Source organism: Clostridium sp. AM33-3, assembly GCF_003480315.1.
GTDB lineage: Bacteria > Bacillota > Clostridia > Lachnospirales > Lachnospiraceae > Brotaphodocola.
This window is the reverse complement of sequence record NZ_QUIV01000004.1, coordinates 146,690-170,999: the sequence shown is the minus strand read 5'-3', so window position 1 is coordinate 170,999 and position 24,310 is coordinate 146,690. Positions and strand designations below refer to the sequence as shown.

At 50.6% G+C, this 24,310-nt stretch carries 25 protein-coding genes; 2 read left to right on the top strand and 23 right to left on the bottom strand.

Annotation, left to right across the window (positions count from 1 at the left end; genetic code table 11):
- Positions 1-133 precede the first annotated feature (133 nt).
- Positions 134-1,486 carry an MATE family efflux transporter gene (locus tag DW819_RS03955; protein ID WP_118732166.1) on the bottom strand — a complete coding sequence of 451 codons (1,353 nt, stop codon included), beginning with the start codon at positions 1,484-1,486 and terminating at the stop codon, positions 134-136.
- A 139-nt stretch (positions 1,487-1,625) separates the two neighbouring features.
- On the opposite strand from DW819_RS03955, the gene DW819_RS03950 reads away from it, so the two are divergent.
- Positions 1,626-2,528, top strand: coding sequence for a LysR family transcriptional regulator (locus tag DW819_RS03950; protein WP_118732165.1), 903 nt, complete (start codon positions 1,626-1,628; stop codon positions 2,526-2,528).
- A gap of 18 nt (positions 2,529-2,546) precedes the next feature.
- Here DW819_RS03950 and atpC read toward each other — a convergent pair whose 3' ends face one another.
- From atpC to purE, 12 genes are all read right to left on the bottom strand, one after another.
- Entirely contained in the window at positions 2,547-2,975 is a 429-nt protein-coding gene (gene atpC / locus DW819_RS03945; protein ID WP_118732164.1) for an ATP synthase F1 subunit epsilon, read from the bottom strand.
- Positions 2,976-3,055: 80 nt separating this feature from the next.
- The gene (gene atpD / locus DW819_RS03940) at positions 3,056-4,462 is read right to left on the bottom strand and encodes a F0F1 ATP synthase subunit beta (protein ID WP_118534378.1); all 1,407 of its coding nucleotides are present in this window, start codon (positions 4,460-4,462) and stop codon (positions 3,056-3,058) included.
- 23 nt (positions 4,463-4,485) lie between these two features.
- On the bottom strand, positions 4,486-5,379 hold the full coding sequence (gene atpG / locus DW819_RS03935; protein WP_118732163.1) for an ATP synthase F1 subunit gamma: 894 nt from the start codon (positions 5,377-5,379) through the stop codon (positions 4,486-4,488).
- Positions 5,346-6,884, bottom strand: coding sequence for a F0F1 ATP synthase subunit alpha (gene atpA, locus DW819_RS03930; RefSeq protein ID WP_118732162.1), 1,539 nt, complete (start codon positions 6,882-6,884; stop codon positions 5,346-5,348). Before atpA ends, atpG begins: the two co-directional genes overlap by 34 nt.
- Positions 6,885-6,894: 10 nt before the next feature.
- On the bottom strand, positions 6,895-7,407 hold the full coding sequence (gene atpH / locus DW819_RS03925) for an ATP synthase F1 subunit delta (RefSeq protein WP_118732161.1): 513 nt from the start codon (positions 7,405-7,407) through the stop codon (positions 6,895-6,897).
- Positions 7,400-7,891: a F0F1 ATP synthase subunit B gene (atpF, locus tag DW819_RS03920; protein ID WP_118534382.1), complete on the bottom strand. Its 492-nt coding sequence runs from the start codon at positions 7,889-7,891 to the stop codon at positions 7,400-7,402. The genes atpH and atpF overlap by 8 nt, the downstream gene beginning before the upstream one ends.
- A 33-nt stretch (positions 7,892-7,924) precedes the next feature.
- Positions 7,925-8,149, bottom strand: a complete 225-nt coding sequence (atpE, locus tag DW819_RS03915) for an ATP synthase F0 subunit C (protein ID WP_118534383.1) — start codon at positions 8,147-8,149, stop codon at positions 7,925-7,927.
- Positions 8,150-8,211: 62 nt separating this feature from the next.
- Positions 8,212-8,898: a F0F1 ATP synthase subunit A gene (locus tag DW819_RS03910; protein ID WP_118732160.1), complete on the bottom strand. Its 687-nt coding sequence runs from the start codon at positions 8,896-8,898 to the stop codon at positions 8,212-8,214.
- Positions 8,899-9,154: 256 nt separating this feature from the next.
- Positions 9,155-10,429, bottom strand: coding sequence for a phosphoribosylamine--glycine ligase (gene purD / locus DW819_RS03905; protein WP_118732159.1), 1,275 nt, complete (start codon positions 10,427-10,429; stop codon positions 9,155-9,157).
- 64 nt (positions 10,430-10,493) lie between these two features.
- Positions 10,494-11,090 carry a phosphoribosylglycinamide formyltransferase gene (gene purN / locus DW819_RS03900; protein WP_118534386.1) on the bottom strand — a complete coding sequence of 199 codons (597 nt, stop codon included), beginning with the start codon at positions 11,088-11,090 and terminating at the stop codon, positions 10,494-10,496.
- Entirely contained in the window at positions 11,084-12,115 is a 1,032-nt protein-coding gene (gene purM / locus DW819_RS03895) for a phosphoribosylformylglycinamidine cyclo-ligase (RefSeq protein WP_118534387.1), read from the bottom strand. Before purM ends, purN begins: the two co-directional genes overlap by 7 nt.
- 24 nt (positions 12,116-12,139) lie before the next feature.
- On the bottom strand, positions 12,140-12,655 hold the full coding sequence (gene purE, locus DW819_RS03890) for a 5-(carboxyamino)imidazole ribonucleotide mutase (RefSeq protein WP_118732158.1): 516 nt from the start codon (positions 12,653-12,655) through the stop codon (positions 12,140-12,142).
- A 208-nt stretch (positions 12,656-12,863) separates the two neighbouring features.
- On the opposite strand from purE, the gene DW819_RS03885 reads away from it, so the two are divergent.
- On the top strand, positions 12,864-13,652 hold the full coding sequence (locus DW819_RS03885; RefSeq protein ID WP_347560158.1) for a DUF364 domain-containing protein: 789 nt from the start codon (positions 12,864-12,866) through the stop codon (positions 13,650-13,652).
- 20 nt (positions 13,653-13,672) lie between these two features.
- On the opposite strand, the gene DW819_RS03880 is transcribed toward DW819_RS03885, so the two are convergent.
- The 10 genes from DW819_RS03880 to DW819_RS03840 form a co-directional block, all read right to left on the bottom strand.
- A complete protein-coding gene (locus DW819_RS03880) occupies positions 13,673-15,754 on the bottom strand; it encodes an aminopeptidase (protein ID WP_118732157.1) in 2,082 nt (693 codons plus the stop codon).
- A 14-nt stretch (positions 15,755-15,768) separates the two neighbouring features.
- Positions 15,769-16,098: a calcium:proton exchanger gene (locus DW819_RS03875; RefSeq protein ID WP_118732156.1), complete on the bottom strand. Its 330-nt coding sequence runs from the start codon at positions 16,096-16,098 to the stop codon at positions 15,769-15,771.
- On the bottom strand, positions 16,095-16,559 hold the full coding sequence (locus DW819_RS03870; protein WP_118732177.1) for a VanZ family protein: 465 nt from the start codon (positions 16,557-16,559) through the stop codon (positions 16,095-16,097). The genes DW819_RS03875 and DW819_RS03870 overlap by 4 nt, the downstream gene beginning before the upstream one ends.
- 188 nt (positions 16,560-16,747) lie before the next feature.
- Positions 16,748-16,897: a hypothetical protein gene (locus DW819_RS15570; protein WP_177303440.1), complete on the bottom strand. Its 150-nt coding sequence runs from the start codon at positions 16,895-16,897 to the stop codon at positions 16,748-16,750.
- A gap of 47 nt (positions 16,898-16,944) precedes the next feature.
- The gene (gene pyrE / locus DW819_RS03865) at positions 16,945-17,622 is read right to left on the bottom strand and encodes an orotate phosphoribosyltransferase (RefSeq protein WP_118732155.1); all 678 of its coding nucleotides are present in this window, start codon (positions 17,620-17,622) and stop codon (positions 16,945-16,947) included.
- Positions 17,623-17,669: 47 nt separating this feature from the next.
- Positions 17,670-18,572: a dihydroorotate dehydrogenase gene (locus DW819_RS03860; RefSeq protein WP_118732154.1), complete on the bottom strand. Its 903-nt coding sequence runs from the start codon at positions 18,570-18,572 to the stop codon at positions 17,670-17,672.
- A complete protein-coding gene (locus DW819_RS03855) occupies positions 18,572-19,351 on the bottom strand; it encodes a dihydroorotate dehydrogenase electron transfer subunit (RefSeq protein ID WP_118732153.1) in 780 nt (259 codons plus the stop codon). Before DW819_RS03855 ends, DW819_RS03860 begins: the two co-directional genes overlap by 1 nt.
- Before the next feature lie 36 nt (positions 19,352-19,387).
- Positions 19,388-20,305, bottom strand: coding sequence for an orotidine-5'-phosphate decarboxylase (gene pyrF, locus DW819_RS03850; protein WP_118732152.1), 918 nt, complete (start codon positions 20,303-20,305; stop codon positions 19,388-19,390).
- Positions 20,306-20,424: 119 nt separating this feature from the next.
- Positions 20,425-23,283, bottom strand: coding sequence for a response regulator (locus DW819_RS03845; protein ID WP_118732151.1), 2,859 nt, complete (start codon positions 23,281-23,283; stop codon positions 20,425-20,427).
- Positions 23,280-24,146: a transporter substrate-binding domain-containing protein gene (locus tag DW819_RS03840; protein WP_243025545.1), complete on the bottom strand. Its 867-nt coding sequence runs from the start codon at positions 24,144-24,146 to the stop codon at positions 23,280-23,282. The genes DW819_RS03845 and DW819_RS03840 overlap by 4 nt, the downstream gene beginning before the upstream one ends.
- Positions 24,147-24,310 lie beyond the last annotated feature (164 nt).

Below are 24,310 nucleotides of genomic sequence, written 5' to 3'. Positions count from 1 at the left end.
CTCGCCATAGAAATGAGAGAACCGCAGGCTGTAACCAAATATACCATACCAATGCGGTTTAAAAGAATATTTCTGCTTTGTCTATAACATATCATGTTTGCATGGGCGCTGCAAGCATTTTCCGGAAATACCCTTACACAGAAATACCTGAAGGAAAATAATTGCAATTTTCTATCACCTTCCGGTAAAACAGAATCGTCAGGGCTGTTGCCGCGAACCATCCAAACGGCCATGCCATCCAGATTCCGGTACTTCCAAACTTTGGTGTCAGCAAATGCGCAAACCCGATCCGCAAAATCAGGTCCGGAACCGTTGCCGCTACAAAATAGGCCATGGCCCCGGAGCCGCGGATAATACCATCTGTCATCAGCTTTATGGAAATCATAAAATACAGCGGCGATACGATCCGCAAAAATGACATTCCGGCATGGATTGCCTCTTCACTCTCCGCATTCAGGAACAATCCCATCATTCCCCGGCTGAACACAAAACACAGGATCACGAAAGGCAGCGCTGCAAATTCCGCCAGCTTTATCCCGGTTCGAAAGCCCAGGGACAGACGTGCCGGTTTTCCTGCGCCCAGATTCTGCGCCGTGTAGCTGGAAAGGCAGGAGCCAAGCGTCATGAAGGTGTTGATGGCAAAGGTATTTAACTTGATAGCTCCGGAGTACCCGGCTACCACAGCGGATCCATAGCTGTTCACGATTTCCTGCACAAACAGATTTCCTACGCTTAACACACTCTGCTGCATAATGCTCGGCACTGCAATAGCAATGATCCACCAGAGCAGACTTCTGTCAAACAGCGGTTGTCTCTCCAGTTCCCTGGTATATGCTGCAAGCCTGCGCCACAGCGTCAAAAATGCCAGCACAGCCGATACGCCCTGCGCCAGGAAAGTGGCCCATGCCACACCGGCTACGCCCCACTGAAACTGTGCCACAAACAGATAATCCAGAAAAATATTTCCCAGAGAAGAACCGATCAGAAAATACAGCGGCGTTTTCGAATCACCAAGTGCGGTAAATATGCCGGTGCACACATTGTAAAACAGCAGAAAGCTCAGACCGTACACATAAATCTTCAGATACAGAACACCGTCTGCCATAATGTCTTCCGGTGTATGGATCCAGCACATCATGGCTCCGCTGCAGAAATATCCAAATACACTGAGTAGCACACTCAGTACAAGCACGGAAATAAATGCAGTCGATACCGCACGCCTGAGTCCTGCCTTATCTCCGGCTCCGAACAATCTGGAAATCACCACCGAAGCCCCCAGATTCATGCCCACCGCAAAGGCCATATAGATGATCGTAATCGGGTAGGATGCTCCCACCGCCCCCAATGCCGATTCCCCCGCAAATTTTCCCGCGATCATGCTGTCCGCGATATTATAGAACTGCTGGAAGATCACACTGATCATCAGCGGCAGCAAAAAACGCCAGAGAATCTTATCCGGATGTTCCTTTGTCAAATCTGTGATCATTTGTATCCCTCCATCTCCTGGTTACTATTTACTTACATCATACCATACTATGCGCTCTGTTTCATTTGACATTTTGCCTTTATCCGATATAATAATTTCATTATATAACCGTTAATTGTAAACAAAAAGGAGCAACATCATGGAATTACTGCAATTACGATACTTTCTGGTGGCGGCCCAGTATCAGCATATCACAAAAGCCGCCGAACATCTGCGTATCGCGCAGCCGGCTCTTTCCCAGTCAATCCACCGGCTGGAGGCAGAGCTTGGGGTTCCGCTTTTCACACGTCAGAACCGGAGCATTGAATTAAACGAAGAAGGCCGTTTTCTCCAGCAGCGGCTCATCCCCATCTTACACAGTCTGGACCTGATCCCGGAGGAACTTCAAAAGGGCAAATACCAGATGAACCACACCATCCATCTGCGCCTGCTGTCTGCTTCTTCCCTGATCACCAGCCGCATCATTGCCTACCGCAGCCTTCATCCAGAGGTAAGCTTCCAGCTCTATCAGAATCCGGATCAGGATGATAACTTTGATCTTTGCGTATCTGCACGGAGGGCTGATACTGTTTCAGAGCACAGTGCCCACAATGACTTTGCGGACGATGTCATGGTCATGCTGGAGGAGGAGCTCTACCTTGCCGTTCCAACTCATTCAGATTTTGGTCAGAAAACAACAATCCGCCTCTCTGAGACCAGAGACGCGGATTATATCTGCCTTGCCGGTTCCCGCCCTATCAGGCAGATTACCAACAGCTATTTTGAAGAGGAGGGATTTTCTCCTCATATTGTATTTGAAAGTGACACCACGGAATCGGTACGCAACCTGATCGCGGCCGGCATGGGAATCGGGTTCTGGCCCCAGCACTCCTGGGGTACCATCCCGGAAAAGCTGGCAGACTCCCCGGAACAGTTTCCGGTCCGGCTGCTTCATATTGAAGACCGCGTCTGCCGCCGCCAGATCACGCTGACCCGCTCTGAAAAAGGGCGGAACAATCCCGTTATCACGGATTTCTGTAATTTTCTTATGTGCCAGAAATAATCTGGGAACAGCAGCATTTTACAGCCCATTATAATAGCTGCCCTTCTGCTGGCTCGCTTTTAATCTGCTCAGGGCTCTCGCCATGGAGGCCCTGGACATATGGTACTCCCGGATGCTCTGCTTCTGACGGAGCTGTTCCTTTGCCCGCTCCAGAGCCTGGCGCGCCCGCACCTGATCGATGTCCTCGGGGCGCTCTGCCGTATCCACCACAACGGTCACACGGTTGTTGGCCACCTGGACAATGCCAAGTCCGACTACTGCCCGGTGCCAGTCTGTTTCCCCTGGAATACGAAACTTAAGCTCGCCCTCCTGTGAAGCCAGAATCATGGCTTCCCGGTGCGGCAGGATGCCTACTTCTCCATCATGGGCCGGCACCACCAGTACCTCACAGCTGCCATCATAAAATACGTGGTCACTGGCTATGACCTTAAGCCAGAATGTCGACATGGCTTTTGCTCCCTTCTGCTTTGAACCGCCAGGATTTTTCCTGACGGTTTCTGTTCTGATTTCTGTTTTGGAATTTCATCTCATCCCTTTTCTGCGTTCTTCGCCATCATATGCGCCTTCTCCACAACCTCGTCGATGGTTCCGACATTGAAAAAGGCTGCTTCCGGATAGGCATCCATCTCTCCGGCAATGATGGCCTTAAAGCCGCGGACTGTTTCTTTTACCGGCACATATTTGCCCGGAATGCCGGTAAAGTTCTCAGCCACATGGAAGGGCTGGGATAAGAATCTCTGAATTTTTCTGGCACGGCTTACTGTCAGCTTATCCTCATCCGAGAGCTCCTCCATACCCAGAATTGCGATGATATCCTGCAGCTCTTTGTATTTCTGAAGCATCTCCTTGACCTGGTTTGCTACCTGATAATGCTCTTTTCCTACAACATCCTCCTCCAGGATACGGGAAGAAGATTCCAGCGGATCCACGGCCGGATAGATACCCTGCTCCACAATCTTTCGGGAGAGTACCGTGGTGGCATCCAGATGCGCAAAGGTCGTTGCCGGAGCCGGATCCGTCAGATCATCGGCCGGTACATATACGGCCTGGACGGAAGTAACGGAACCATTTTTCGTGGAAGCGATCCGCTCCTGCAATTCGCCCAGATCAGTAGCCAGTGTCGGCTGGTATCCTACTGCGGACGGCATACGTCCAAGCAGTGCCGATACCTCGGAACCGGCCTGGATAAAACGGAAAATGTTATCAATGAACAGCAGTACATTCTGGTGCTCCACATCACGGAAATACTCTGCCATGGTAAGTCCGGTCTCAGCTACCCTCATTCTGGCACCCGGGGACTCATTCATCTGACCGAATACCAGCGCGGTCTTTTTTAATACGCCAGATTCTCCCATCTCCGTCCACAGATCGTTTCCTTCACGGGAACGCTCACCGACACCAGTGAAAATGGAATAACCGCCATGCTCCGTTGCAATGTTGGTGATCAGCTCCTGAATCAGCACCGTCTTTCCGACACCGGCACCGCCAAACAGACCAATCTTACCGCCCTTGGCGTAGGGTGCCAGAAGATCAATGACCTTGATGCCGGTCTCCAGCATCTCCGCCACCGGACTCTGGTCCTCAAAAGAAGGCGGATCCCGGTGGATCACCCATTTCTGTTCTCCTTCCAGGCTTTCACCTCCATCAATGGTCTCGCCTAATACGTTAAACAGTCTTCCCAGTGTTTTCTCTCCCACCGGTACCTGAATACCACTTCCGGTAGCCTCCACTTCCATATCACGGTGAAGTCCCTCGCTGGCGGAAAGCATCACACACCGGACCACATCTCCGCCGATGTGCTGGGCTACCTCCATCACGCAGCGCTTTCCCTGATTCTCTACGACCAGCGCATCCTGAATATGCGGAAGGTTTCCATCTTCAAAGGCCACATCTACCACAGGCCCCATGACCTGTATGATCTTTCCCTTGCTCATGACTTTCTCCTTATCTTATCCTGTTATCTCTTTTTCTTTCTCTGTGCCCTGGCACCTCCCACTACCTCGGTAATCTCCTGGGTAATGGCCGCCTGGCGCAGACGGTTATATTCCATAGACAGCTCTGAAAGCAGGGCCGCAGCATTGTCGCTTGCGGACTGCATTGCCATCATTCGTTCATTCTGTTCGCTGCAGAAGGACTCCACCAGCGCACCGAATATAAAACCTGTCACATAGTTCGGTACCACATGATCCATAATTGCCTCCGGTGAAGGTACCATGCGGATTTCCTCCTGATGAATGTCTGCCGGAATGGAAATGCCGCTGAAATTCTCTCTTTTTAACGGAAGAAGCTGTTCCATTCTGGTCTCCGTTTTCATACTGTTGATCATCTGGGTATACAGAATCCAGACCTCATCAACCCGGCCTTCCATGAAATCCTCAATCAGTGTGGACGCGATACAGCGTGCCCGGTGCATGGTCGGATTCTGGACCGTATAATGAAACTGCTCCTCAATCGGCAGCTGCCTGGATTCAAAATAAGCACGTCCAAGCTCACCCACCACATACAGGCGGTTGTTTTTCCCGGCTTCCATCCATTCCTGAGCCTGCTTTAACACATTATGGTTATAAGAACCGGCCAGGCCCTTATCTCCGGTTATGACCAGAAGACCGCGCACCCGCTTTTCCTTCGGAATTGTCTCCCGCGTGTCAAAATACGCATGCCGGGTATCCGGCATATGACGCAGGATCCTGTGGATCAGGCTCTGAAGTGTGTAAAAGTACGGCTCCGTATCTGACAGAAGCTTTTTGCTCTTCTTCATTTTGGTGGAAGAAATCAGATACATGGCACTGGTGATCTTCCTGGTATCCTGAATACTCTTTATTCGGCTCTGGATCTCTCTTGCGTTTGCCATACTGCCTCCTTGAACTCTTTCGCAGCTGCAGTGATTTGCCCTGCAAGCTCATCACTCAAAGCCTTTTTCTCTTCCAGCTCTTTCCCGACCTCCGGATGATGGTTTGCAAACCATTCCAGCATGCTCATCTGAAACTCCTTGATTCGTTCTACAGCTACATCCAGCATCACGCGGTGGGTTGCCGCACAGAGGGTGATGACCTGCTCCTGCATAGACAGCGGACGTCCGAGCGGCTGCCTGAGCAGCTCCATCAGACGCTTTCCATAAGCCAGCTGTTCCTTGGTAGTTTCATCCAGATCTGAACTGAACTGGGTAAAGACCTCCATCTCACGGTACTGAGCCAGGTCAATACGGATACTTCCGCTGGCCTTCTTCATAGCTTTAGTCTGAGCCGCACCGCCCACACGGGATACAGACAATCCTACATTGACTGCCGGACGCTGACCGGAGAAGAACAGGTCACTTTCCAAAAAGATCTGTCCATCCGTGATGGAAATGACATTGGTCGGAATGTACGCAGATACATCCCCCGCCTGTGTCTCAATGATCGGAAGCGCCGTAATGGAACCGCCGCCCAGTGCATCGCTTAAGCGACTGGACCGCTCCAGCAGTCTGGAGTGCAGATAAAACACATCACCCGGATATGCCTCACGTCCCGGAGAACGCTCCAGCAGCAGAGACAATGCACGGTAAGCAACTGCATGTTTGGACAGATCATCATAGACGATCAGCACATCTCTGCCCTGACGCATGAAAAACTCCGCCATGGCCGTACCTGCATACGGAGCAATATACTGAAGCGGTGCCGAATCACTGGCAGTAGACGCCATTACAATGGTGTAGTCCATGGCATCGTGTGTCTTTAAGGTATTGACCAGCTTGGCAATCGTGGAAGCCTTCTGGCCAATGGCCACATAGATGCAGATCACGCCCTTGCCCTTCTGGTTTAACATGGTGTCTACGGCAATGGACGTCTTACCGGTCTGACGGTCACCGATGATCAGCTCTCGCTGTCCGCGTCCGATCGGGAACATGGAATCAATCGCCAGAATACCGGTCTCCATCGGCTCGCTGACGGATTTGCGGTCTACAATACCGGGCGCCTCAGCCTCAACCGGAAGCCAGTCCTCCTCTTTCGCCGGTCCCAGACCGTCGATCGGCTCGCCCAGGGCATTGACCACACGCCCTAAAAACGCGTTTCCGACCGGAACACCGGCCCTCTTCTTCGTCCGGGTCACCCGGCTTCCCTCTACGATCTCCGTATCCTTTCCAAACAGGATGCAGCCGATCTCATTTTTCCGGATATCCTGTACCATGCCTTTTACGCCGCACTCGAATATCACGATTTCCCCGTACATGGCATGGTCGATGCCATAGACAATGGCAATGCCATCACCCACCCAGATGACGGTTCCGGTTTCCCGGATTTCCCCTGCGTGAGCGTCAAAATCTGCAATCTCTCCCTTTATGATGGAGATGATCTCCTGAGAACTGATTGTACTCATCTTCTGTCTCCTATCTATTTCCTTCGAACATCCGTCTGAGCTGTCCGCTCAGACTGTAGTCATATTCCACATCACCGGTCTGCAGCACAAAACCGCCGATCAGCTCCGGATCCTCCTGCATGGACAGCTCCACGCTGTTCTTTCCGTATGTTTTGCACAGAAGCTCCTTCATGGCCTTGACTTCTGCCGCATCCGGTTCTGTCACATAGCGAAGCTTCGCGGAAAGAATCCCTGCCGCCTCGCGGCTCTTTTCATCCCGGATCCGGACCATACTCTCCATCTGGTCCATGCATCCGGCCTCACAGACTTTCTTTAGAAAATTCCGCATGATCCGGGAAAAGTCCGGGTTCTCAAACACCCGGTCAATGATGGTTTCCTTCCTGCTCTGCCGGATCACCGGACTTTCCAGAACCTGCGCAAGCTGCGGATTTTCCCTCAGAATGCATTCACAGGTCCGGATCATAGTCTCCGGAAGCTTCAGCTCATACAACACGGTGCCGTAAAGTCTTGCCTGTTCAGTCATACTTTTCCCCCGTATCTGCCAGAAATGCAGCAAACCGTTTCCGGTCCGCTTCCTGGCCGCTGTTTTCCTTCAAAAGCTTCTCAGTCGCAGTCGCAGCCAGCTCCTTCGTCAGGCCCTGAAGCTCTCTTAACGTCTTTTCGCGCTCCAGACCGATCATCCGGTCAGCCTGCTCCAGTTTCTTTGCCGCATCGTCATCCGCCTGCCTCAGGATCTTTTCATATTCTGTTCTGCCCATCTTCTTCGCATCTTCCAGAATCCGGCCGGCCTGATCCTCTGCTTCCCGCAGGGAGCCTTCATACTGCTCTTTCAGCCGGATGGCCTCCTGCTTTTCACTTGCGGCATCATTTAAATCTGTTTCCACCTGTGCCTGCCGCTTTTCCATGATCTCCATCAACGGCTTCATAAGGAAATGTTTCAGGAACAGATACAGCACCAGAAGGTTGATGACCGTAAAGGCAATATTCCAAAAATTTATGTTTAACATAGTACCTGCCCTTCTCTGCTTCCGAATTTTTGATTATTTCAGGAAGAGAATGATCAGAAGGCCGATTACAAAGCCGTAAATTGCGGTAGCCTCTGCCAGCGCACAGCCAAGAAGAAGCGCCTTGGTGATCTTGCCGTCTGCCTCCGGCTGTCTTGCGATAGCGTCTACAGCCTTAGAGGTTGCAAGGCCGATTCCGATTCCTGCTCCGACACCTGTGATAACTGCTGCTGCTGCACCGATTGCGATTAATCCTGACATAATTCATTTCTCCTTTTCTCTCTCGTTTTAACCTTTTTACCAGCGGCCCGTTGCTTTTATGCTTATTCGACCGCCTCTTTTATATATAATGATGTGAGGAACACAAAGACGTAAGCCTGGATCACTCCATCAAATATATCGAAATATCCGCTGAACGGAAGCGGAACCACCACCGGAAGCAGATACTTGATCAGCGCCATGACAACAACGGCACCAAGCACGTTTCCGAACAACCGCATGCAAAGGGAAAGCGGCCGAATAAACAGCTCCAGTACATTGATCGGCGCAATGATCGGAATCGGCTCCGCAAAGCTTTTGAGCCATCCTTTTATGCCCCGTTTCCGGATTCCCGCTGCCTCCACCAGCACAATGCTCATCACTGCAAGGGAAGCCGTCACATTCAGATCCTTCGTCGGCGATTTGAAGCCCAGAAGCCCGATCATATTCGCAATCGCGATATAAAGCATTACTGTGATCAGATACGGAATATACGCTTTTCCGTCTTCGCCGAGAAGATCCCCAAAGAAACGGTAGAGAAACGTAAAACCGCTTTCCAGAGCTGCCTGCTTCTTCCCGATGTTTCTCATCTTCAGGCCTTTCACCAGGATCAGTGAACCGATCATCATGATGGCCATAATGATCCAGGTAACCACCACTGATTCCAGCACCGGAATACCGCCAAACAAAGGAATGGTAAATACCGTGTTGCAGTTTAATTCCTCCATCAGGGATTCCACCAGCTTATCCATATACTCACACTCCTTTCTCTTTTGCTCTGTCCGTAATTATAAGCATCTGTTTTTTTCTTATCAATTTTTATTTTCTTATCATCACATAACATTCACGTTATTAACTGAAATTTTGCACAATTTTCACATCCGCATAATGCAATATTGGGGATTTTTTCAAAAGATGTTTTGATTTCGTCAAAAAAACAGAAGCTGTATTTTCGCTCATTTTGAAAATACAGCTTCTGTTTTTCTATTTTTTGGTAATGTTTATCCCTTATGCTTCATCAATCGCGTGTCCGATATCATGGCGCATATATTTATTATCGAAATCAATCCACTCTGTCGCTTTATATGCATTGGCGCGGGCTTCTTTCAAGTTGGTGCCGGTTGCGGTCACGCCCAGCACGCGGCCGCCGTTTGTCACCACGCGGCCCTGCTCATCGAATTTGCTGCCTGCATGGAAGACATAGTAGCCGTCCCTGTCTTTGAAGTTCTCCAGGCCACGGATCTCAAAGCCCTTCTCGTAATGCTCCGGATAGCCTGCGGATGCCAGAACAACACAGACTGCAGCGTTGTCCTCAAACTCCAGATCGATCTGATCCAGGGTTCCGTCGATGCAGGCCTCGAACAGATCCACCAGATCGTTCTTCATGCGCGGAAGCACAACCTGGGTCTCCGGGTCACCGAATCTGGCGTTGTACTCCAGTACCTTCGGACCATCTGCAGTCAGCATCAGGCCGAAGAAGATGATGCCCTTGAACTCTCTGCCCTCTGCCTTCATGGCGTCTACAGTCTTCTGGTAAATGTGTTCCCTGCAGAATGCATCCACCTGTGGAGTATAGAACGGACTTGGAGAGAAGGTTCCCATACCGCCGGTGTTCAGTCCCTGGTCGCCGTCCTTCGCGCGCTTGTGATCCTGGGCAGAGGTCATGATCTTGATGGTCTTTCCGTCTACGAAGGATAACACGGAAACTTCACGTCCGGTCATAAATTCCTCGATAACGATCTCATCCCCGGCAGAACCGAACTGCTTGTCCATCATCAGGGTCTTGACTCCTGCTTTTGCCTCTTCCAGATCCTTGCAGATCAGAACGCCCTTGCCCAGTGCCAGACCGTCTGCCTTTAATACGATCGGCATCTTTGCAGTTTCCAGATAAGCCAGTGCCTTTTCCGGGTCGTTGAAGGTCTCATATGCTGCGGTCGGAATGCCGTATTTTTTCATCAGGTCTTTAGAAAATGCCTTGGAACCTTCCAGAATTGCCGCATTGGCTCTTGGGCCAAAAGCACGAAGTCCTGCTGCCTCAAAGGCATCCACAGCGCCTGCTGCCAGCGGATCATCCGGCGCTACAACGGTTAAGTCGATCTCATGCTCTTTTGCGAATGCCACCAGTTTGTCAAATTCCATTACACCAATGTTTACACACTCTGCCACCTCTGCAATACCGGCATTGCCTGGTGTGCAGTACATTTTTTCCACCTTCGGACTCTTTGCCAGCTTCCATGCGATAGCGTGTTCTCTTCCGCCGCCGCCCACGATCAAAATTTTCATCTGCGTATTCCTCCTCACACCACAGACAGACCGGTATCTCGCCGGTCTGCCGTTATCGTTCTTTTTATTTTATCTTTTCATTCGCGATCAGGTCAATGGCCTGCGGAAGCAGCTTCCACTCTGCCTGCTCCATTACTCTGCGCTGCAGTGTCTCCGGAGTATCACCATTCTGTACTTCTACTGCTTTCTGCAGAAGGATAGGGCCGGTATCCATGCCACTGTCCACAAAATGAACCGTCGCGCCGGTTACCTTCACGCCGCGTGCCAATGCTGCCTCATGCACCTTCAGTCCATAATAACCCACGCCGCAGAAGGACGGGATCAGGGACGGATGGATATTGATGATCTTATGCTCATATTTCTCAATCATAGCTGCAGGGATCTTTACCAGAAAACCAGCCAGCACGATGAGATCTAAATGATATTCATCCACCTTTGCCAGAAATGCCTCGTTGAACGCATCGCGGCTCTCATAATCCTTCGGGGAAATGCACAGTGCCTCTACACCATGTTTTTTTGCCCGCTCCAGGGCATATGCGCCCGGATTGTTACTGATCACCACCGCAATTTCGGCATTGGTGATCTCGCCCGCATCTACCGCATCCAGAATTGCCTGCAGGTTGGTGCCGCCACCGGACACCATCACACCGACTCTTAACATAAGGTCACTCCCTTTTCCCCTGCCTCAATAGAACCGATCACATACGGCACATCGCCGGTAGCCTTAATCGCTTCCATGGTTTTTTCCACATCAGCCGGGTCCACGGCCACGATCATGCCAAGACCCATGTTAAAGGTATTGTACATCATCTCTTCTGCAATGTCGCCTTTCTCTGCCAGCATTTTGAAGATAGCCGGTACCTCATAGCTGTCCTTTTTGATCACTGCGCGGGTGCCTTCCTTTAACATACGCGGAACATTCTCATAGAAGCCGCCGCCGGTGATATGGCTGCATGCCTTCACGGTCACACCTGCGTTCTTGATACTCTTTAATGCCTTCACATAAATGCGGGTCGGAGCCAGAAGCGCCTCTCCCAGGGTCTTGCCCAGAGCGTCATAATAGGTATCCAGACCTTCTCTGGTCAGCTCTTTTTCAAATACCTTGCGCACCAGGGAAAATCCGTTGGAATGTACACCGGTGGAAGCCATGCCAATGAGTACATCACCAGCCTGTAAATGCTCTCCGGTGATCATCTCTTTTTTATCGCAGACACCTACCGCAAATCCAGCCAGGTCGTAATCTTCCTCCGGCATCAGGCCCGGGTGCTCTGCAGTCTCTCCGCCAATGAGAGCAGCCTCAGACTGAAGGCAGCCTTCCGCAACGCCCTTTACGATATCCGCGATCTTCTCCGGATAGTTCTTGCCGCAAGCGATGTAATCCAGGAAGAATAACGGCTCGCCGCCTGCGCAGGCAATGTCGTTCACGCACATAGCAACGGCATCAATACCGATGGTGTCATGCTTATCCATGATGATGGCCAGCTTTACCTTCGTGCCGCAGCCATCGGTACCGGATAAAAGAACCGGCTCCTCCATGTTTTTGATCTTTGCCAGGGAGAACGCGCCGGAAAAACCGCCCAGTCCGCCTAACACTTCCTCACGCATGGTCTTTTTTACATGTTCCTTCATCAGTTCTACTGACTTGTATCCTGCCTCAATGTCTACTCCGGCTTTCTTGTAATCCATCTTTTTTTCCTCCGTGTATCAATCTTATTTCATCTGGGATAAATACTCTTTGTATCCGATGCTTTCCAGCTTGTCTGCCTTCTTCACCACATCATTTTTCATTTCTTCACTGTAGCTTTTCAGCTTTGCAAGCAGCTTTGCGTCTGAAGTTGCAAGGATCTTGGCTGCCAGAATGCCGGCATTGGCACCGCCGTTGATGGCTACCGTTGCAACCGGAATTCCGGACGGCATCTGCACGATGGAATAGAGAGAATCCACACCGCCCAGGTCAGAGGTCTTCATAGGAATGCCTACAACCGGCATCGGAAACAGCGCTGCGCACATTCCCGGCAGGTGTGCTGCCTTTCCGGCGCCTGCAATGATCACCTTGATTTCCTTTTCCTCTGCGCTCTTCGCCCACTCAAAAAAGATATCCGGCTCGCGGTGCGCGGAAATGATTGTCATCTCATAATCGATTCCGAATTTATCCAGAATCTCTGCTGCCTTTGCCATAACCGGCATGTCTGAATCACTGCCCATTACAATTCCTACTTTTGCCATTGTAAGATCTCCTTTATTTATCACTTTCTCTAATAAGTGCCACACGTATTAAAGCTGTTACTTATGAATATGATACTCGATTTTGTAAATGACGTCAATACGGAAATTTACCATAAAACAATCCTTATAAAAGCTGCTGCTTTGGTTGACTTTTTTCGGAAAATACGTTATTCTCGAATAGAAATAACGCTTAAGGGGGGATTTACGAATGATGAAAAGAAATTTTATGACAACACACATCTGCAGCAGTCAGACTGCATTTTATCACGAATTACAACAGCGCTTTCTTGCACTCTTACAGGAGCACAGCCTGCTGGGCGAGCAGGTATCACTATCCGCAAAAATGCTGAGTCCCGAGGAGGCGATCGGCATTCCGAAACGAAAAGATTTTCCAATCCTTTCCGGAAAGGATATCATGGTGCAGGCAGAATGTGCAGGCTGCCTCGGGCAGGCCTTTACAGACGCTCCGGCCGTATTTCACGGAACGCTGGAAGAGATCTGTGCACTGGATCTGATTCACAGCTCTCACAACCGCGGGATCTTTATCGCATCACTGAATGCAGTGATGAAGCATCTCGGCCTTGTGGAATGTACCGTACACTGTAAAAACGACACGCCGGAACTGTGTGCAGACGATGCACTACATTACATCAGGAGCCATTACGAGAATCCGAAGATTGCTCTGATCGGTTACCAGCCGGCGCTTCTTGAGCATCTGTCTGCTGCATTCCGGCTGCGCGCAGTCGACCTGAATCCGGAGCATATCGGTCAGACGCGCCATGAGATCCTGATCGAGGATGGAAACAGCGATGCCGTGCAGCAGGAGCTTTGTTCCTGGGCAGATCTGATCCTCTGCACCGGAAGCACAGTCTGTAACGGAACCATCATAAACTATCTGCCGCTACGGTCAAAAATCCTGTTTTACGGAACTTCCCTGGCCGGTGCGGCAAAGCTTATGGATCTGCCGCGTCTCTGCTTTGCAGACCGTTATCAGTAACCGGAGGCGTACACTACAGATCAGCCATCCAGCTCTTCATTCAGTTTTTCTGTCCCCGCAGCCACAAACCGTCCGCTTTGGATCAGCGGAAGTTTCCGTCCGTCGCTGCACACTGCCGTGATATCGCCAAGCTCCGAATAGGGAATGGTAATATCGGTGTGGCATCCGAAGTATGCCTTGGACACATCCTCCTTTCTTAAGAGAGAAATCTCATTGTCTCTTGCAATGATTTCCTTACCGTCCGGATTGTATACGGCAGAGTCTTCACTCCAGCTGTAGCAGGTATCTCCTACCGCAAAATGCGGACCGGTCTTCTCTGCGATCAGAATTGGGAATTTATCCATGATGCCATACTTCTGTGCCACTGCGTAAGCCGTGGTATTGGTACCGATGGCAAATTCGCCCATAGGCAGTGTGTCATGGTTTTTTAAGATCTGCTGACGGATCAGCTTCCGTCCTTCCTCCGGATCTGCGAAATTATCACAGGAATAATCTGTGACCCTGCCATCCTTAAATTCCATGCGGAAGTTTTTAAACTGGAAATCTCCGATGTAAACCTGGCGCACATGGAGCAGGCCCTCGGTTCCGGCAAGCACCGGTGAAGTAAATACCTCTCCCACCGGAATATTCACATCTGCCACGCAGTTCTCAAAGTTTGTCTGCTTTTGTGGATCCGTCAGCGTATGCAGGAAAATCTTCATCTGAGTTTCATTGCCTGCCGCTGCGTTTCCGGTTACTGTTACATATTCTGCCTGATCCAGCACATCTACCAGATTCTGCTGGATTTTTTTGTACTCCTCATAATCCAGCGTATTGATACGGATGGTCTCGTGGAAGATTTCCGCAAAGTCTCTGCCGATGGCCGGTACCGGGAAGGCAATGATGGTAAAACTGGTCTCATCTCCGGGAATATACTGATTCACTACCGGCATGGCCTCGTTGGAATAGGCGATCTGCAGCTCCTCCTGCTTTTCGCTTAAGGAGTAAGCCTCCGGCTTGTTCACCGGCTCAAAACCATCCTCGCCAAAGGTCTCCACCACGGCCGGTCCGGCATATTCTGCCGCCTGCTTCTTACAGTTCTCGTAAGCGGTACGAAGCACAGCCAGCTTGCGCTCCTTAAATGCCTTATCCAGATAGATGGCCTGATCATAGCGGTGGTCGTAATCAAACTGCATATTGGCAGAAGTTCCGTGATAGCCAATCCTGCGGTTCGGACTCATGGTCACAGACCAGACTGCCGCGCGGTACAGGATCACCTCCAGTCCCATCTCCTCAAACTGACGGATGGCAGAGCGGATCATGCGCTCAAAGCCCAGCTCATAGCGGATGGACACCGTCTTTTTCTTTGCGAGATCACGCCCCATCGTCTCAAACCCCTTGCGGTAGCCTTCTGTATAGGTCGAGGCCATTTTCTCAATGGTCTCCTCCGGCAGGGAATTTAAGTAGGAAGCAATCTGTAACTCCGATTCGGAAATATACTCACCAAACCGGTACAGATAACGCAGATCATTCAGATCGGCCCCCTGAATGATATCCTTTGCAAAGCTTAAGCCCGGATCCAGCTGCTCCCGGATACGGTAAGTCAGTGTCACATCGGTGTAATCGCTGAAGAACCAGTACAGCACATCCCGCACTGAGCGCGCCTGCGGCTCACCATCCTCAAACATGTTGTAAATCTCGATCAGTGTCTCACACAGAATCGTAATATCGGTCAGCCTGCACTCGTACGCAAAGACAATTGCTGCCCGAAACTGTGCATAAAAAGCAGAAAGCAGCGGACCAAGCTCTGCTCCCAGCATCCGCACCGCGTACGCCGGATCGGCATAGCTTTCTGCGTAATGCTCCGGCAGAATGTCAGCATAGAGACTGTGGTTTAACTGTTTCAGCTCTTCAAGGGTAAGTGCATCCAGATCCTCGCGCAGCTGCATTCTTGCCAGTTCCTCGATCTGGGAAGTAAATGCTGCCATCTGGTTAAAATAGCTGCGGTACGGCTCACCGACCCGCTCCTCAGACGGAATCTCCATGATCCGCTCTATGGCCAGATCATAGCGCTCCCTGATATTTGTATTTTCCTCATTCCATAATTCCTGATATTTCACCATATGTTATCACCTCTTTAAAACACACTCAGCACTCCGATCACCAGCATGCCCAGCCAGCAGAACAGTAAAATCCCGCTCACGATCGTCCCTGCACGCGCAAGAATGTAATTGACTTCCTTCATTTTCAGCGTTTTCACACCACAGATCACGGACTCCACAGAAAAAAGCAGGCTGGTCAGAGCCCAGGCTGCCACATCCGGTCCGCCGTTTCCCTGGTTCACAATACTGTTTCTCAGACTGAAGCCAAAACATACAAGCCCTACTGCAGCAAATCCCAGGCAGAAAAAGCTCTGCTTCGGCATCGGCTTACGAATATAGGATATGCGTTTTTTCTTATTTTTCATTTGCGTTTTCTCCTTCTGATCCGAACTTTCTGTACCATCCGGTGGGTGCAAAATCCCAACACGCCGCCCAATGTATTCAAAAACAGGTCATCCACATCAAAGCTTCCCACCCGGAAGACCAGCTGGGTCGTCTCAATGCACAGGCTCAGGCAGAAGCTGAACAAAAAGGTGTTATAAAACTTTTTACTCCTGCGGCTGATGATCGGCAGAAAGAACCCGCACGGCATGAAGCCGACAACATTACCAACAATATTTAAAAGGAATGCTTCCATTCCCAGTTGTTTTCGATATTTATAAAAACGCCGTATTTCTTTGAACAGTTCCAGATTGTACGAGTACTCCCGCAGATCCGGATTGCGTCCAAAGGATTCCGCAAAAAACATAAAATAAACCAGCAAGGTCAGATAAGCAATAAAAAGCACCCATCCCAGCTTCTGATTCCTGGTCGTATTTCTGATCATATTTTCCGACAAAACTCCTTTTTCCTCTAAGATGCTAATTAAGATCAAATCCGGCCCGCAACAACTCTGTTGCAAGCAAAGAGGCAGTCTCCGCCCGAAATTGTTGCAGAAACTGCCGCCCCCTGTATCTTTTCGTAATCCGTTTGCTCAGAGTGCCCGCAGTGCAGGCACTCTTTCGCTTTTTCAGTCTAAAATGTAATCTCACCCTTGCGCTTTAACAGCAGTCCGCCGCAGACAATGGACATAATCCCCACGGTCACACCGGTCACCAGAATGATGACACCAACTGCGATGCTGCACGCGCCGGTGCGCTGCATGGTCTTATAAACTTTTTCCATAAAGCTCTCCTTACTCTGCTGTGATACAGCACTGCAAAACCTGCTGATTACTCCTCTGCGCCATACTGCTCATAGTATGCGTCAATGGCTGCCTTTAAGGTATCATCGATGATGACTTTTCCTTTGTAAGGTTTGTTGTAAAGATGCTCTACGACATCTGCCATGGTTACGATGGCTGTGGTATGGAATCCGTATTTCTCCTCAATTTCCTTCAGTGCGGATTTGGTTCCCTTTCCGCGCTCCATACGGTCTACGGAAACAACCAGACCAAGCACGTTTACATCGCCCTGCGCTTTGATGATCGGCAGGGTCTCCTCGATAGAGGTGCCGGCTGTGGTTACATCCTCGATGATGACTACTTTATCTCCATCCTTGATCGGGCTGCCCAGCAGGATGCCCTTGTCTCCGTGATCTTTTACTTCCTTACGGTTAGAGCAGTAACGGATATCTGCGTCGTACAGCTCGCTGATGGACATGGTTGCTGCAACGGTTAACGGAATGCCCTTGTAAGCCGGTCCGAACAGAACGTTGAAATCGGTGCCGAAGGTCTCTTTGATGGCACGCGCATAATACTGACCGAGGCGGCGCAGCTGCGCGCCGGTGCGGTAGAAGCCGGTGTTTACGAAGAACGGGGTCTTACGACCGGATTTGGTTACAAAATCACCAAATTTCAATACTTCGCAGTCAATCATAAATTCAATAAATTCTTTCTTGTAATCTTCCATGATTTCTCCTTCCAGGTCTGTCACTTACGGCAGAACCGTTCCCACATTTATTTTACACATCCGATCAGTTCGCGGATATCCTCTACCTTCTGCTTCTTCATAAAGTTTTCAATACCCTCCGCGATCTCTACGGTCGCATAGGGGTTGTAGAAGTTGGCGGTACCTACGGAAACCGCGGTTGCACCTGCCATGATGAACTCCAGCGCATCCTCCGCAGTCGCAATGCCGCCCATACCGATGATCGGAAGGCTCACAGCATTTGCCACCTGATAAACCATACGGACAGCCACCGGCTTTACAGCCGGTCCGGACATACCTCCGGTCTTATTTGCAATGGCGAAGGCCCTGCGGTTAATGTCTATCTTCATTCCGGTCAGAGTGTTGATGAGGGACAGCACATCTGCGCCGCCTGCCTCCGCTGCCTTGGCCATGACAGTGATATCCGTTACGTTCGGGCTCAGCTTCATGATGACCGGCTGCTTTGCGTGCTTCTTTACTTCCCGGGTGATGGCCTCAACCGCTTTCGGATCCTGGCCAAAGGCAATACCTCCCTCTTTGACGTTCGGACAAGAGATATTGATCTCTAACAGATCCACCGGCTCATCTGCCAGACGTTCCACCACTTCGATATAATCTTCCGTTGTCTTGCCGCAGACGTTCACGATGATCTTTGTGTCATACTGCTTTAAAAACGGGATATCTCGCTTTGCAAAGACATCAATGCCAGGGTTCTGCAGGCCGATGGCATTTAACATTCCGCCGTACACTTCCGCGATACGCGGGGTCGGATTACCCGGCCACGGTACATTGGCCACACCCTTGGTCACAACTGCGCCAAGACGGTTTAAATCTACAAACTCACTGTACTCGGCACCACTTCCGAAGGTTCCGGAGGCTGTCATGACCGGATTTTTTAATTCCACACCGGCAAGGTTCACTTTTGTGTTCATTACAGCTCCACCTCCTCTGCAGCAAAAACAGGGCCATCCTTGCAGATACGCTTATTGTGCACATGAGAATGCTCGTCAATGTCTTTGGACTTGCAGACACAGGCCAGACACGCGCCGATTCCGCAGGCCATCTTTTCTTCCAGGGAAAGCCAGCACTCCATGCCGTGCTCTGCCGCATAAGCCTTTAAAGCACGCAGCATCGGGGTTGGTCCGCAGGCATAAATGATCTCGGCATCCAGTCCGTTTTCCCTGATGGCATCAATGACGTTGCCCTTCGTTCCGGCACTGCCGTCCTCGGTTGCTGCATACACCCTGCCGTACTGCTCAAATTCATCGTTTAAGAATAAAACATCACGGTAGCCCAGAACCATCTGTTTCTCACAGTTTAAGTTCTTTGCCAGTTCCAGCATCGGCGGGATACCAATACCGCCGCCGATAAGGAAAGCTTTCTTTTCCTTTAACGGGAAGCCGTTTCCGAGCGGTCCCATGATCTCGATATCATCTCCGGCCTGGTATGCGGAAAACTCTTTTGTTCCTGCACCCACCACACGGTATACGATGCGCAGTCTTCCCTGCTCTTTGTCTATCTCGCAAAGACTGATCGGGCGCGGAAGCACCTTGCTTTTGTCCTTCGTATATACAGAAATAAACTGCCCAGGCTTTGCAGCCTTCGCAATCTCATCTGCCTGGATCCACATGCTGCAGATATCGTCTGTCAAAGCTTCCTGGCTGACCACCTTTGCCGTAAGCTTTACCTTTTCCTTCTGAATCGTTTCCATACTCTTTCTTCTCTCTTTTCTGTTCTCTCTGCTCCCTTACAGTACGCTGTTGATATCAGCTACCATGTCGATGACAGCCTGTCTGGATGCCTCTGCGAAATGCTCTGCACCAAACTTTGCGTACTTCTCCTGGCGGTATGCCGCAATGATACCGCGGGAAGAGTTTACGACTGCGCCGAGTCCGTCCTCATTGAAGCAGTTCTTTAAGTCTTTTGCGGTGCCTCCCTGTGCGCCGTAGCCCGGTACCAGGAAATAAGTCTTCGGCATGAGCTTTCTCAATACCGCGCTCATCTCCGGATAGGTTGCGCCAACCACTGCGCCTACATTGCTGTACGCGCCGTCCATGGAATCCTCGCCCCATTCAACGACCTTGGCTGCTACATGCTCGTAAAGCGGTTTACCGTCGATCAGTCTGTCCTGGAACTCTCCGCTGGACGGGTTTGAGGTCTTGACCAGCACGAAAATACCCTTGTCCTCTGCGTTGCAGACATCTACGAACGGCTTCACGCCATCGGTTCCCAGATACGGGTTTACGGTCAGGAAATCCGTATTAAATGCAGAGCAGATACTGTTTCCAACTTTTACCTTACCCAGATGAGCGGTTGCGTATGCTGCGGAAGTGGAACCGATATCGCCGCGCTTTGCATCGCCGATCACTACAAGTCCCTTCTCCTGGCAGTATTTCACAGTCTTGTCATACGCCTTCAGTCCCTCGATACCGAACTGCTCATACATGGCGATCTGCGGCTTCACGGACGGAATCAGATCCCAGGTGTGATCCACGATCTCCTTGTTGAAATTCCAGATGGCATCTGCCGCGCCCTCTAAGGTCTCTCCGAACTCTCCGAAGGACTTCTTTAAAATGTGCTCCGGGATATAATTTAACATTGGGTCCAATCCTACACAGATCGGTGCCTTTGTCTTCTGAATTTTCTCAATCAGTTTTTGAATCATGGATGGCTTCCTCCTTAAGTGTATGCGTAGCGCAATAATCTTTTGCTTCCTTTCAATATACCATATCCGCATAACCCTTTCAACCGAAAAACATGACTGGCCTCAAGATTTCTGCCTGCTTATGCAGGAAAGATACGCTCCAGCATGGCCTCAATCTTATCGGCTTCGATCGGTTTGGACATATGTCTGTTCATTCCGGCCGCAAGTGCCTTCTGTTTGTCTTCCTCAAACGCGTTGGCTGTCATGGCTATGATCGGAATGTTGGCCTTACGGCTGTCTGTCAGGGTCCGGATCTCGCGGGTTGCCATATAACCATCCATCCTCGGCATCTGGATGTCCATAAAGATCAGGTCATACCGGCCGGCATCCGCCTGTTCCATGCGCATCACTGCGTCCGCTCCGTCTTCTACGGAATCTACGGTCAGGCCAAGCTCCTCCAGCATAACGGTAGCAATCTCGCAGTTCAGCTCGTTATCCTCCACCAGAAGCACCCTTTTTCCCGCAAAACGCCGGTTTCTCTGAACGCTTTCTTGTTTTCTTTCTGTCCGGGACTGAGGGGCCAGCACAGCACGAAAATCTGACAAAAACAGCGGTTTGCTGACAAAGGCGGTTACTCCGGCCTCTCGCGCTTCGGTTTCAATATCTGCCCAGTCATAAGCCGTCAGGATAATGATCGGAGCCTCGTTGCCGATCACGCGGCGGATACGGCGTACCGTTTCAATTCCATTCATGTCCGGCATCAGCCAGTCAATGATATATACCTTAAAGGCCCGGGACTGCTCATATGCCTCTTTCGCACGCAGGACGGCTTCCTTGCCGGACGTGGTCCAGTCTGCCTCTAGCTCAATACTGCGCAGCATCTTGCTGATGCTCATGCAGGTATCTGTATCATCATCCACCACCAGGACCCGCGCGCCCTTCAGCTCCGGGAGCAGTTCACAGCGCACCGGCCTTCCGGATAGTCTGCACTCCAGTGTCACAGTAAACTCCGACCCCTTTCCCGGAGCACTTTTCAGCGTGATCGTACCACCCAGAAGATGAACGATATTCCGGGCAATGGCCATACCGAGACCGGTGCCCTGGATGCCGCTTTCCGTGGCTGTCCGTTCCCTTGAGAAGGAATCAAAAATGTGCTCCTGGAATTCCTTGGACATACCGATTCCGTTATCCCGGATGGAAAACTCATAGGTTGCCGTTTCTGCTTTCGGCCCCGGCTTTTCGCTGACGCGGATATTGATGATCCCGCCGGTCGGTGTAAATTTGATCGCGTTTCCGACAATATTTAACAGCACCTGATTCAGACGCAGCCTGTCGGTGATGATATCCTCGTGGATCACATCCTGGATATCGATGTAAAGCTCCAGCTGTTTTGCGTGAATACTGCCCTGGATGATAGAACGCAGGTCATGGAGAACATCCGGAAGATGAACCTCTGTCTGTTCGATCTTCACGCTTCCGCTCTCGATTCGGCTCATATCCAGTACATCATTGATAAGGCTTAACAGATGCTTTCCAGAGGTACTGATCTTCTTTAAGTAATCCTGTACCTGCGCCGTGTTATTGATGTGTGCTGCCGCCAATGCCGTAAATCCGATGATGGCATTCATCGGTGTGCGGATATCGTGGGACATATTGTTCAGGAATACCGTCTTCGCGCGGTTCGCATGCTCAGCTGCCGCCAGGGCGCTGCGTAGCACCTGATCTTGCTCTCTGGCTTTTTCCTGCTCCTCCGTCACATCGCGCACTGCGACCAGAACCGCCGTGATCTGCCCCTGTCTGTCCCGTTTTTGAGGAACGATCAGGGTTAACAGCCAGGCTCCTTTTTCCGTCTGGGCCGTAAAGGACAGCGAAGCATGACCATCCAGTCGCGCTGCAACTGTAGCCATATCCGTAAATTCCATGTAAGCTTTGCGGTATGGCTCCGCAATGAGCTCATTTACCTGTTCTGTACCCTTCAACACCTCAACGGTCTCTGTCTCCAGGTCCACCAGGGAAATGGAGGAATATGCCAGTCCCAGGGCATCAATGATCTGCAGACGCTTGTGTTCTCGTTCCAGATTTTCCTTCTCTGTATGATTTTTACAGAGGACAAAAAACACATAAAGCAAAACCGCAAGCAGCACGTAGATTCCGCAGACCACATTGCGCGCCATAAATGCCTGACTGGAAGGAATGAATACAGAAAGCTCGTATTCACTTGCTTTCTGCCTGCTTCCGTACCACACCCGGCTGCCGGAATGCAAACAGACGATATTGCCGAAATCCGGCCAGTACTGCTCCCTGTAAAGCTCTCTGCATTCGCTTACCTGCTTTCCCCAAAGCTTCTCCACGTTTGTAGCCACGACCTTTGTCCCGTCACTGACTACAAGAGCTCCGTCCATCTGAAAATGAAAGCCTGCAAACAGGGTATCCATCGTCAGATCCCCGTTTTCCTGACTGATTTCTTCTTTCTTTATGTAAGTGATGAGCAGTCCCGGCGCATCCTGTCTGGCTACGGCAGCGAAATCATAAAGTATGCCCTCATTGCTCAGACGTGTGCTGTAGGTCTCCTCCGGATGCTTTAAGATATCACGCACATACGCCCCGTTGATCTGATTTTCCCAGACCGGCATGGTATCTCCATCCTGGGAATTCTGCAGCACAACGCTCATGTTTTCATCCAAAATCAGCACACCGCTCAGACGCTGGTCCACCACATACCGGTCCAGCTTTTCCTGATCCATAATTCCCTCTGCCGCGATCACGCGGCTCAGCTCTGTGGATTTGTCAAGCAGGCGGATCAGGCTTTTTACCCTGTCATTGGTATTAAAGTCCTCATAGCGCTGGATCCTGGCTCTGGCAAACGCAATGGTATCATCGATGGTCCGCTGCAGCTTTCTCCTGTCCATGGCAGTAAGCAGGAAAAACAGCAGGATTCCGGTCACAGTCAGTACCAGGAACACAGCTCTTAAGACTCCTGTTATTTTCAGTTTTCTCATTTCCGTGCTCCTTTCCAGACTACTTTCGCTGCATCCAGTCCATATTTTTCCACGATCCTGGTAATGGTCCCGTCTGCTTCCATTGCTCTTAAGGTCTCTGTGAGTCTTTCTGCCAGGTCCTGGTGTGTTCCTTTTTCAAAAGCCACGCCCAGTTCGGAAACATACGGACTTTCCTCCAGCAGACGGTAATTACCGTTTCCTCCCTTTACAAATGCCGTGATCATTGCCTCATGACCGGCGATCGCATCGACATATCCCTTTCGAAGTGCCGCAAACAATTCCTCCGTGGTAGAGAAACAGTTCACCTGTTTCAGCCGCGGGACTGGGGAATCGATTTCATGTAAAAACACTCCAGATGCCTTAGTGGTAGCCTGTGCTGCCGCGCGTTTTCCCTCCAGATCCTTCAGGGCATAGATCTGGCTGTCCGAGCGCACGGCTACCACCTGACGACTGTACAGATAAGGTCCCGCCCACTCATAGTCGTTCTCGCGTCCGTTCATGGTAAAGCAGCTCCACAGACAGTCCAGGCTTCCGTCTGCCAGAAGCCGTGCCTTCTCTTCCCACGGAATCATCTGAAACTCTGCCTGATATCCCATGCGGTTGAATGCCTCCGTTGCAAGTTCGATATCGATCCCGACATAATTTCCGTTTTCATCCACACTGGAATATGGTTCAAACGAATCGAATCCGATTTTCACAACCGCAGTTTTCTTTTCCGGTGTCAGACCATCCTTCCGTCTGCAGCTCTGCAAGGCTCCCGCCACAAGCAGCGCAAGAAGGCATGCCACAAGCAGCCATGCCGCTTTTTTATGTCCGGCCGGCCTTCCTCCAAATTCTTTCATTTTCTTTTTTCTTTTATACATAGAACCGATCCCTTTCTTTGTCTTCCGGTCGTACAGACACTATCACTCAAATTTCTGAGCTAAAAAAACAGCTTTCGGCATCTAAAACCACTCAGATGTCAAAAGCTGTATGATACTCTGCTTTATGGACGATACAACGCTCATTATATCGGGATTTTATTTTT

Coding starts and splice junctions, on each gene's coding strand:
- DW819_RS03840 (WP_243025545.1), bottom strand. CDS start 24,146: ATGTATAAAAGAAAAAAGAAAATGAAAGAATTTGGAGGAAGGCCGGCC.
- pyrE (WP_118732155.1), bottom strand. CDS start 17,622: ATGGAAGATTACAAGAAAGAATTTATTGAATTTATGATTGACTGCGAA.
- DW819_RS03870 (WP_118732177.1), bottom strand. CDS start 16,559: ATGATCAGAAATACGACCAGGAATCAGAAGCTGGGATGGGTGCTTTTT.
- pyrF (WP_118732152.1), bottom strand. CDS start 20,305: ATGATTCAAAAACTGATTGAGAAAATTCAGAAGACAAAGGCACCGATC.
- purD (WP_118732159.1), bottom strand. CDS start 10,429: ATGAAAATTTTGATCGTGGGCGGCGGCGGAAGAGAACACGCTATCGCA.
- DW819_RS03855 (WP_118732153.1), bottom strand. CDS start 19,351: ATGGAAACGATTCAGAAGGAAAAGGTAAAGCTTACGGCAAAGGTGGTC.
- atpC (WP_118732164.1), bottom strand. CDS start 2,975: ATGTCGACATTCTGGCTTAAGGTCATAGCCAGTGACCACGTATTTTAT.
- DW819_RS03955 (WP_118732166.1), bottom strand. CDS start 1,486: ATGATCACAGATTTGACAAAGGAACATCCGGATAAGATTCTCTGGCGT.
- DW819_RS15570 (WP_177303440.1), bottom strand. CDS start 16,897: ATGGAAAAAGTTTATAAGACCATGCAGCGCACCGGCGCGTGCAGCATC.
- DW819_RS03910 (WP_118732160.1), bottom strand. CDS start 8,898: ATGGATAAGCTGGTGGAATCCCTGATGGAGGAATTAAACTGCAACACG.
- DW819_RS03885 (WP_347560158.1), top strand. CDS start 12,864: ATGATGAAAAGAAATTTTATGACAACACACATCTGCAGCAGTCAGACT.
- DW819_RS03845 (WP_118732151.1), bottom strand. CDS start 23,283: ATGAGAAAACTGAAAATAACAGGAGTCTTAAGAGCTGTGTTCCTGGTA.
- purE (WP_118732158.1), bottom strand. CDS start 12,655: ATGGCAAAAGTAGGAATTGTAATGGGCAGTGATTCAGACATGCCGGTT.
- DW819_RS03860 (WP_118732154.1), bottom strand. CDS start 18,572: ATGAACACAAAAGTGAACCTTGCCGGTGTGGAATTAAAAAATCCGGTC.
- atpD (WP_118534378.1), bottom strand. CDS start 4,462: ATGAGCAAGGGAAAGATCATACAGGTCATGGGGCCTGTGGTAGATGTG.
- atpG (WP_118732163.1), bottom strand. CDS start 5,379: ATGGCAAACGCAAGAGAGATCCAGAGCCGAATAAAGAGTATTCAGGAT.
- atpF (WP_118534382.1), bottom strand. CDS start 7,891: ATGTTAAACATAAATTTTTGGAATATTGCCTTTACGGTCATCAACCTT.
- purN (WP_118534386.1), bottom strand. CDS start 11,090: ATGTTAAGAGTCGGTGTGATGGTGTCCGGTGGCGGCACCAACCTGCAG.
- DW819_RS03950 (WP_118732165.1), top strand. CDS start 1,626: ATGGAATTACTGCAATTACGATACTTTCTGGTGGCGGCCCAGTATCAG.
- DW819_RS03880 (WP_118732157.1), bottom strand. CDS start 15,754: ATGGTGAAATATCAGGAATTATGGAATGAGGAAAATACAAATATCAGG.
- atpA (WP_118732162.1), bottom strand. CDS start 6,884: ATGAGTACAATCAGTTCTCAGGAGATCATCTCCATCATAAAGGGAGAG.
- DW819_RS03875 (WP_118732156.1), bottom strand. CDS start 16,098: ATGAAAAATAAGAAAAAACGCATATCCTATATTCGTAAGCCGATGCCG.
- atpH (WP_118732161.1), bottom strand. CDS start 7,407: ATGACTGAACAGGCAAGACTTTACGGCACCGTGTTGTATGAGCTGAAG.
- atpE (WP_118534383.1), bottom strand. CDS start 8,149: ATGTCAGGATTAATCGCAATCGGTGCAGCAGCAGCAGTTATCACAGGT.
- purM (WP_118534387.1), bottom strand. CDS start 12,115: ATGGATTACAAGAAAGCCGGAGTAGACATTGAGGCAGGATACAAGTCA.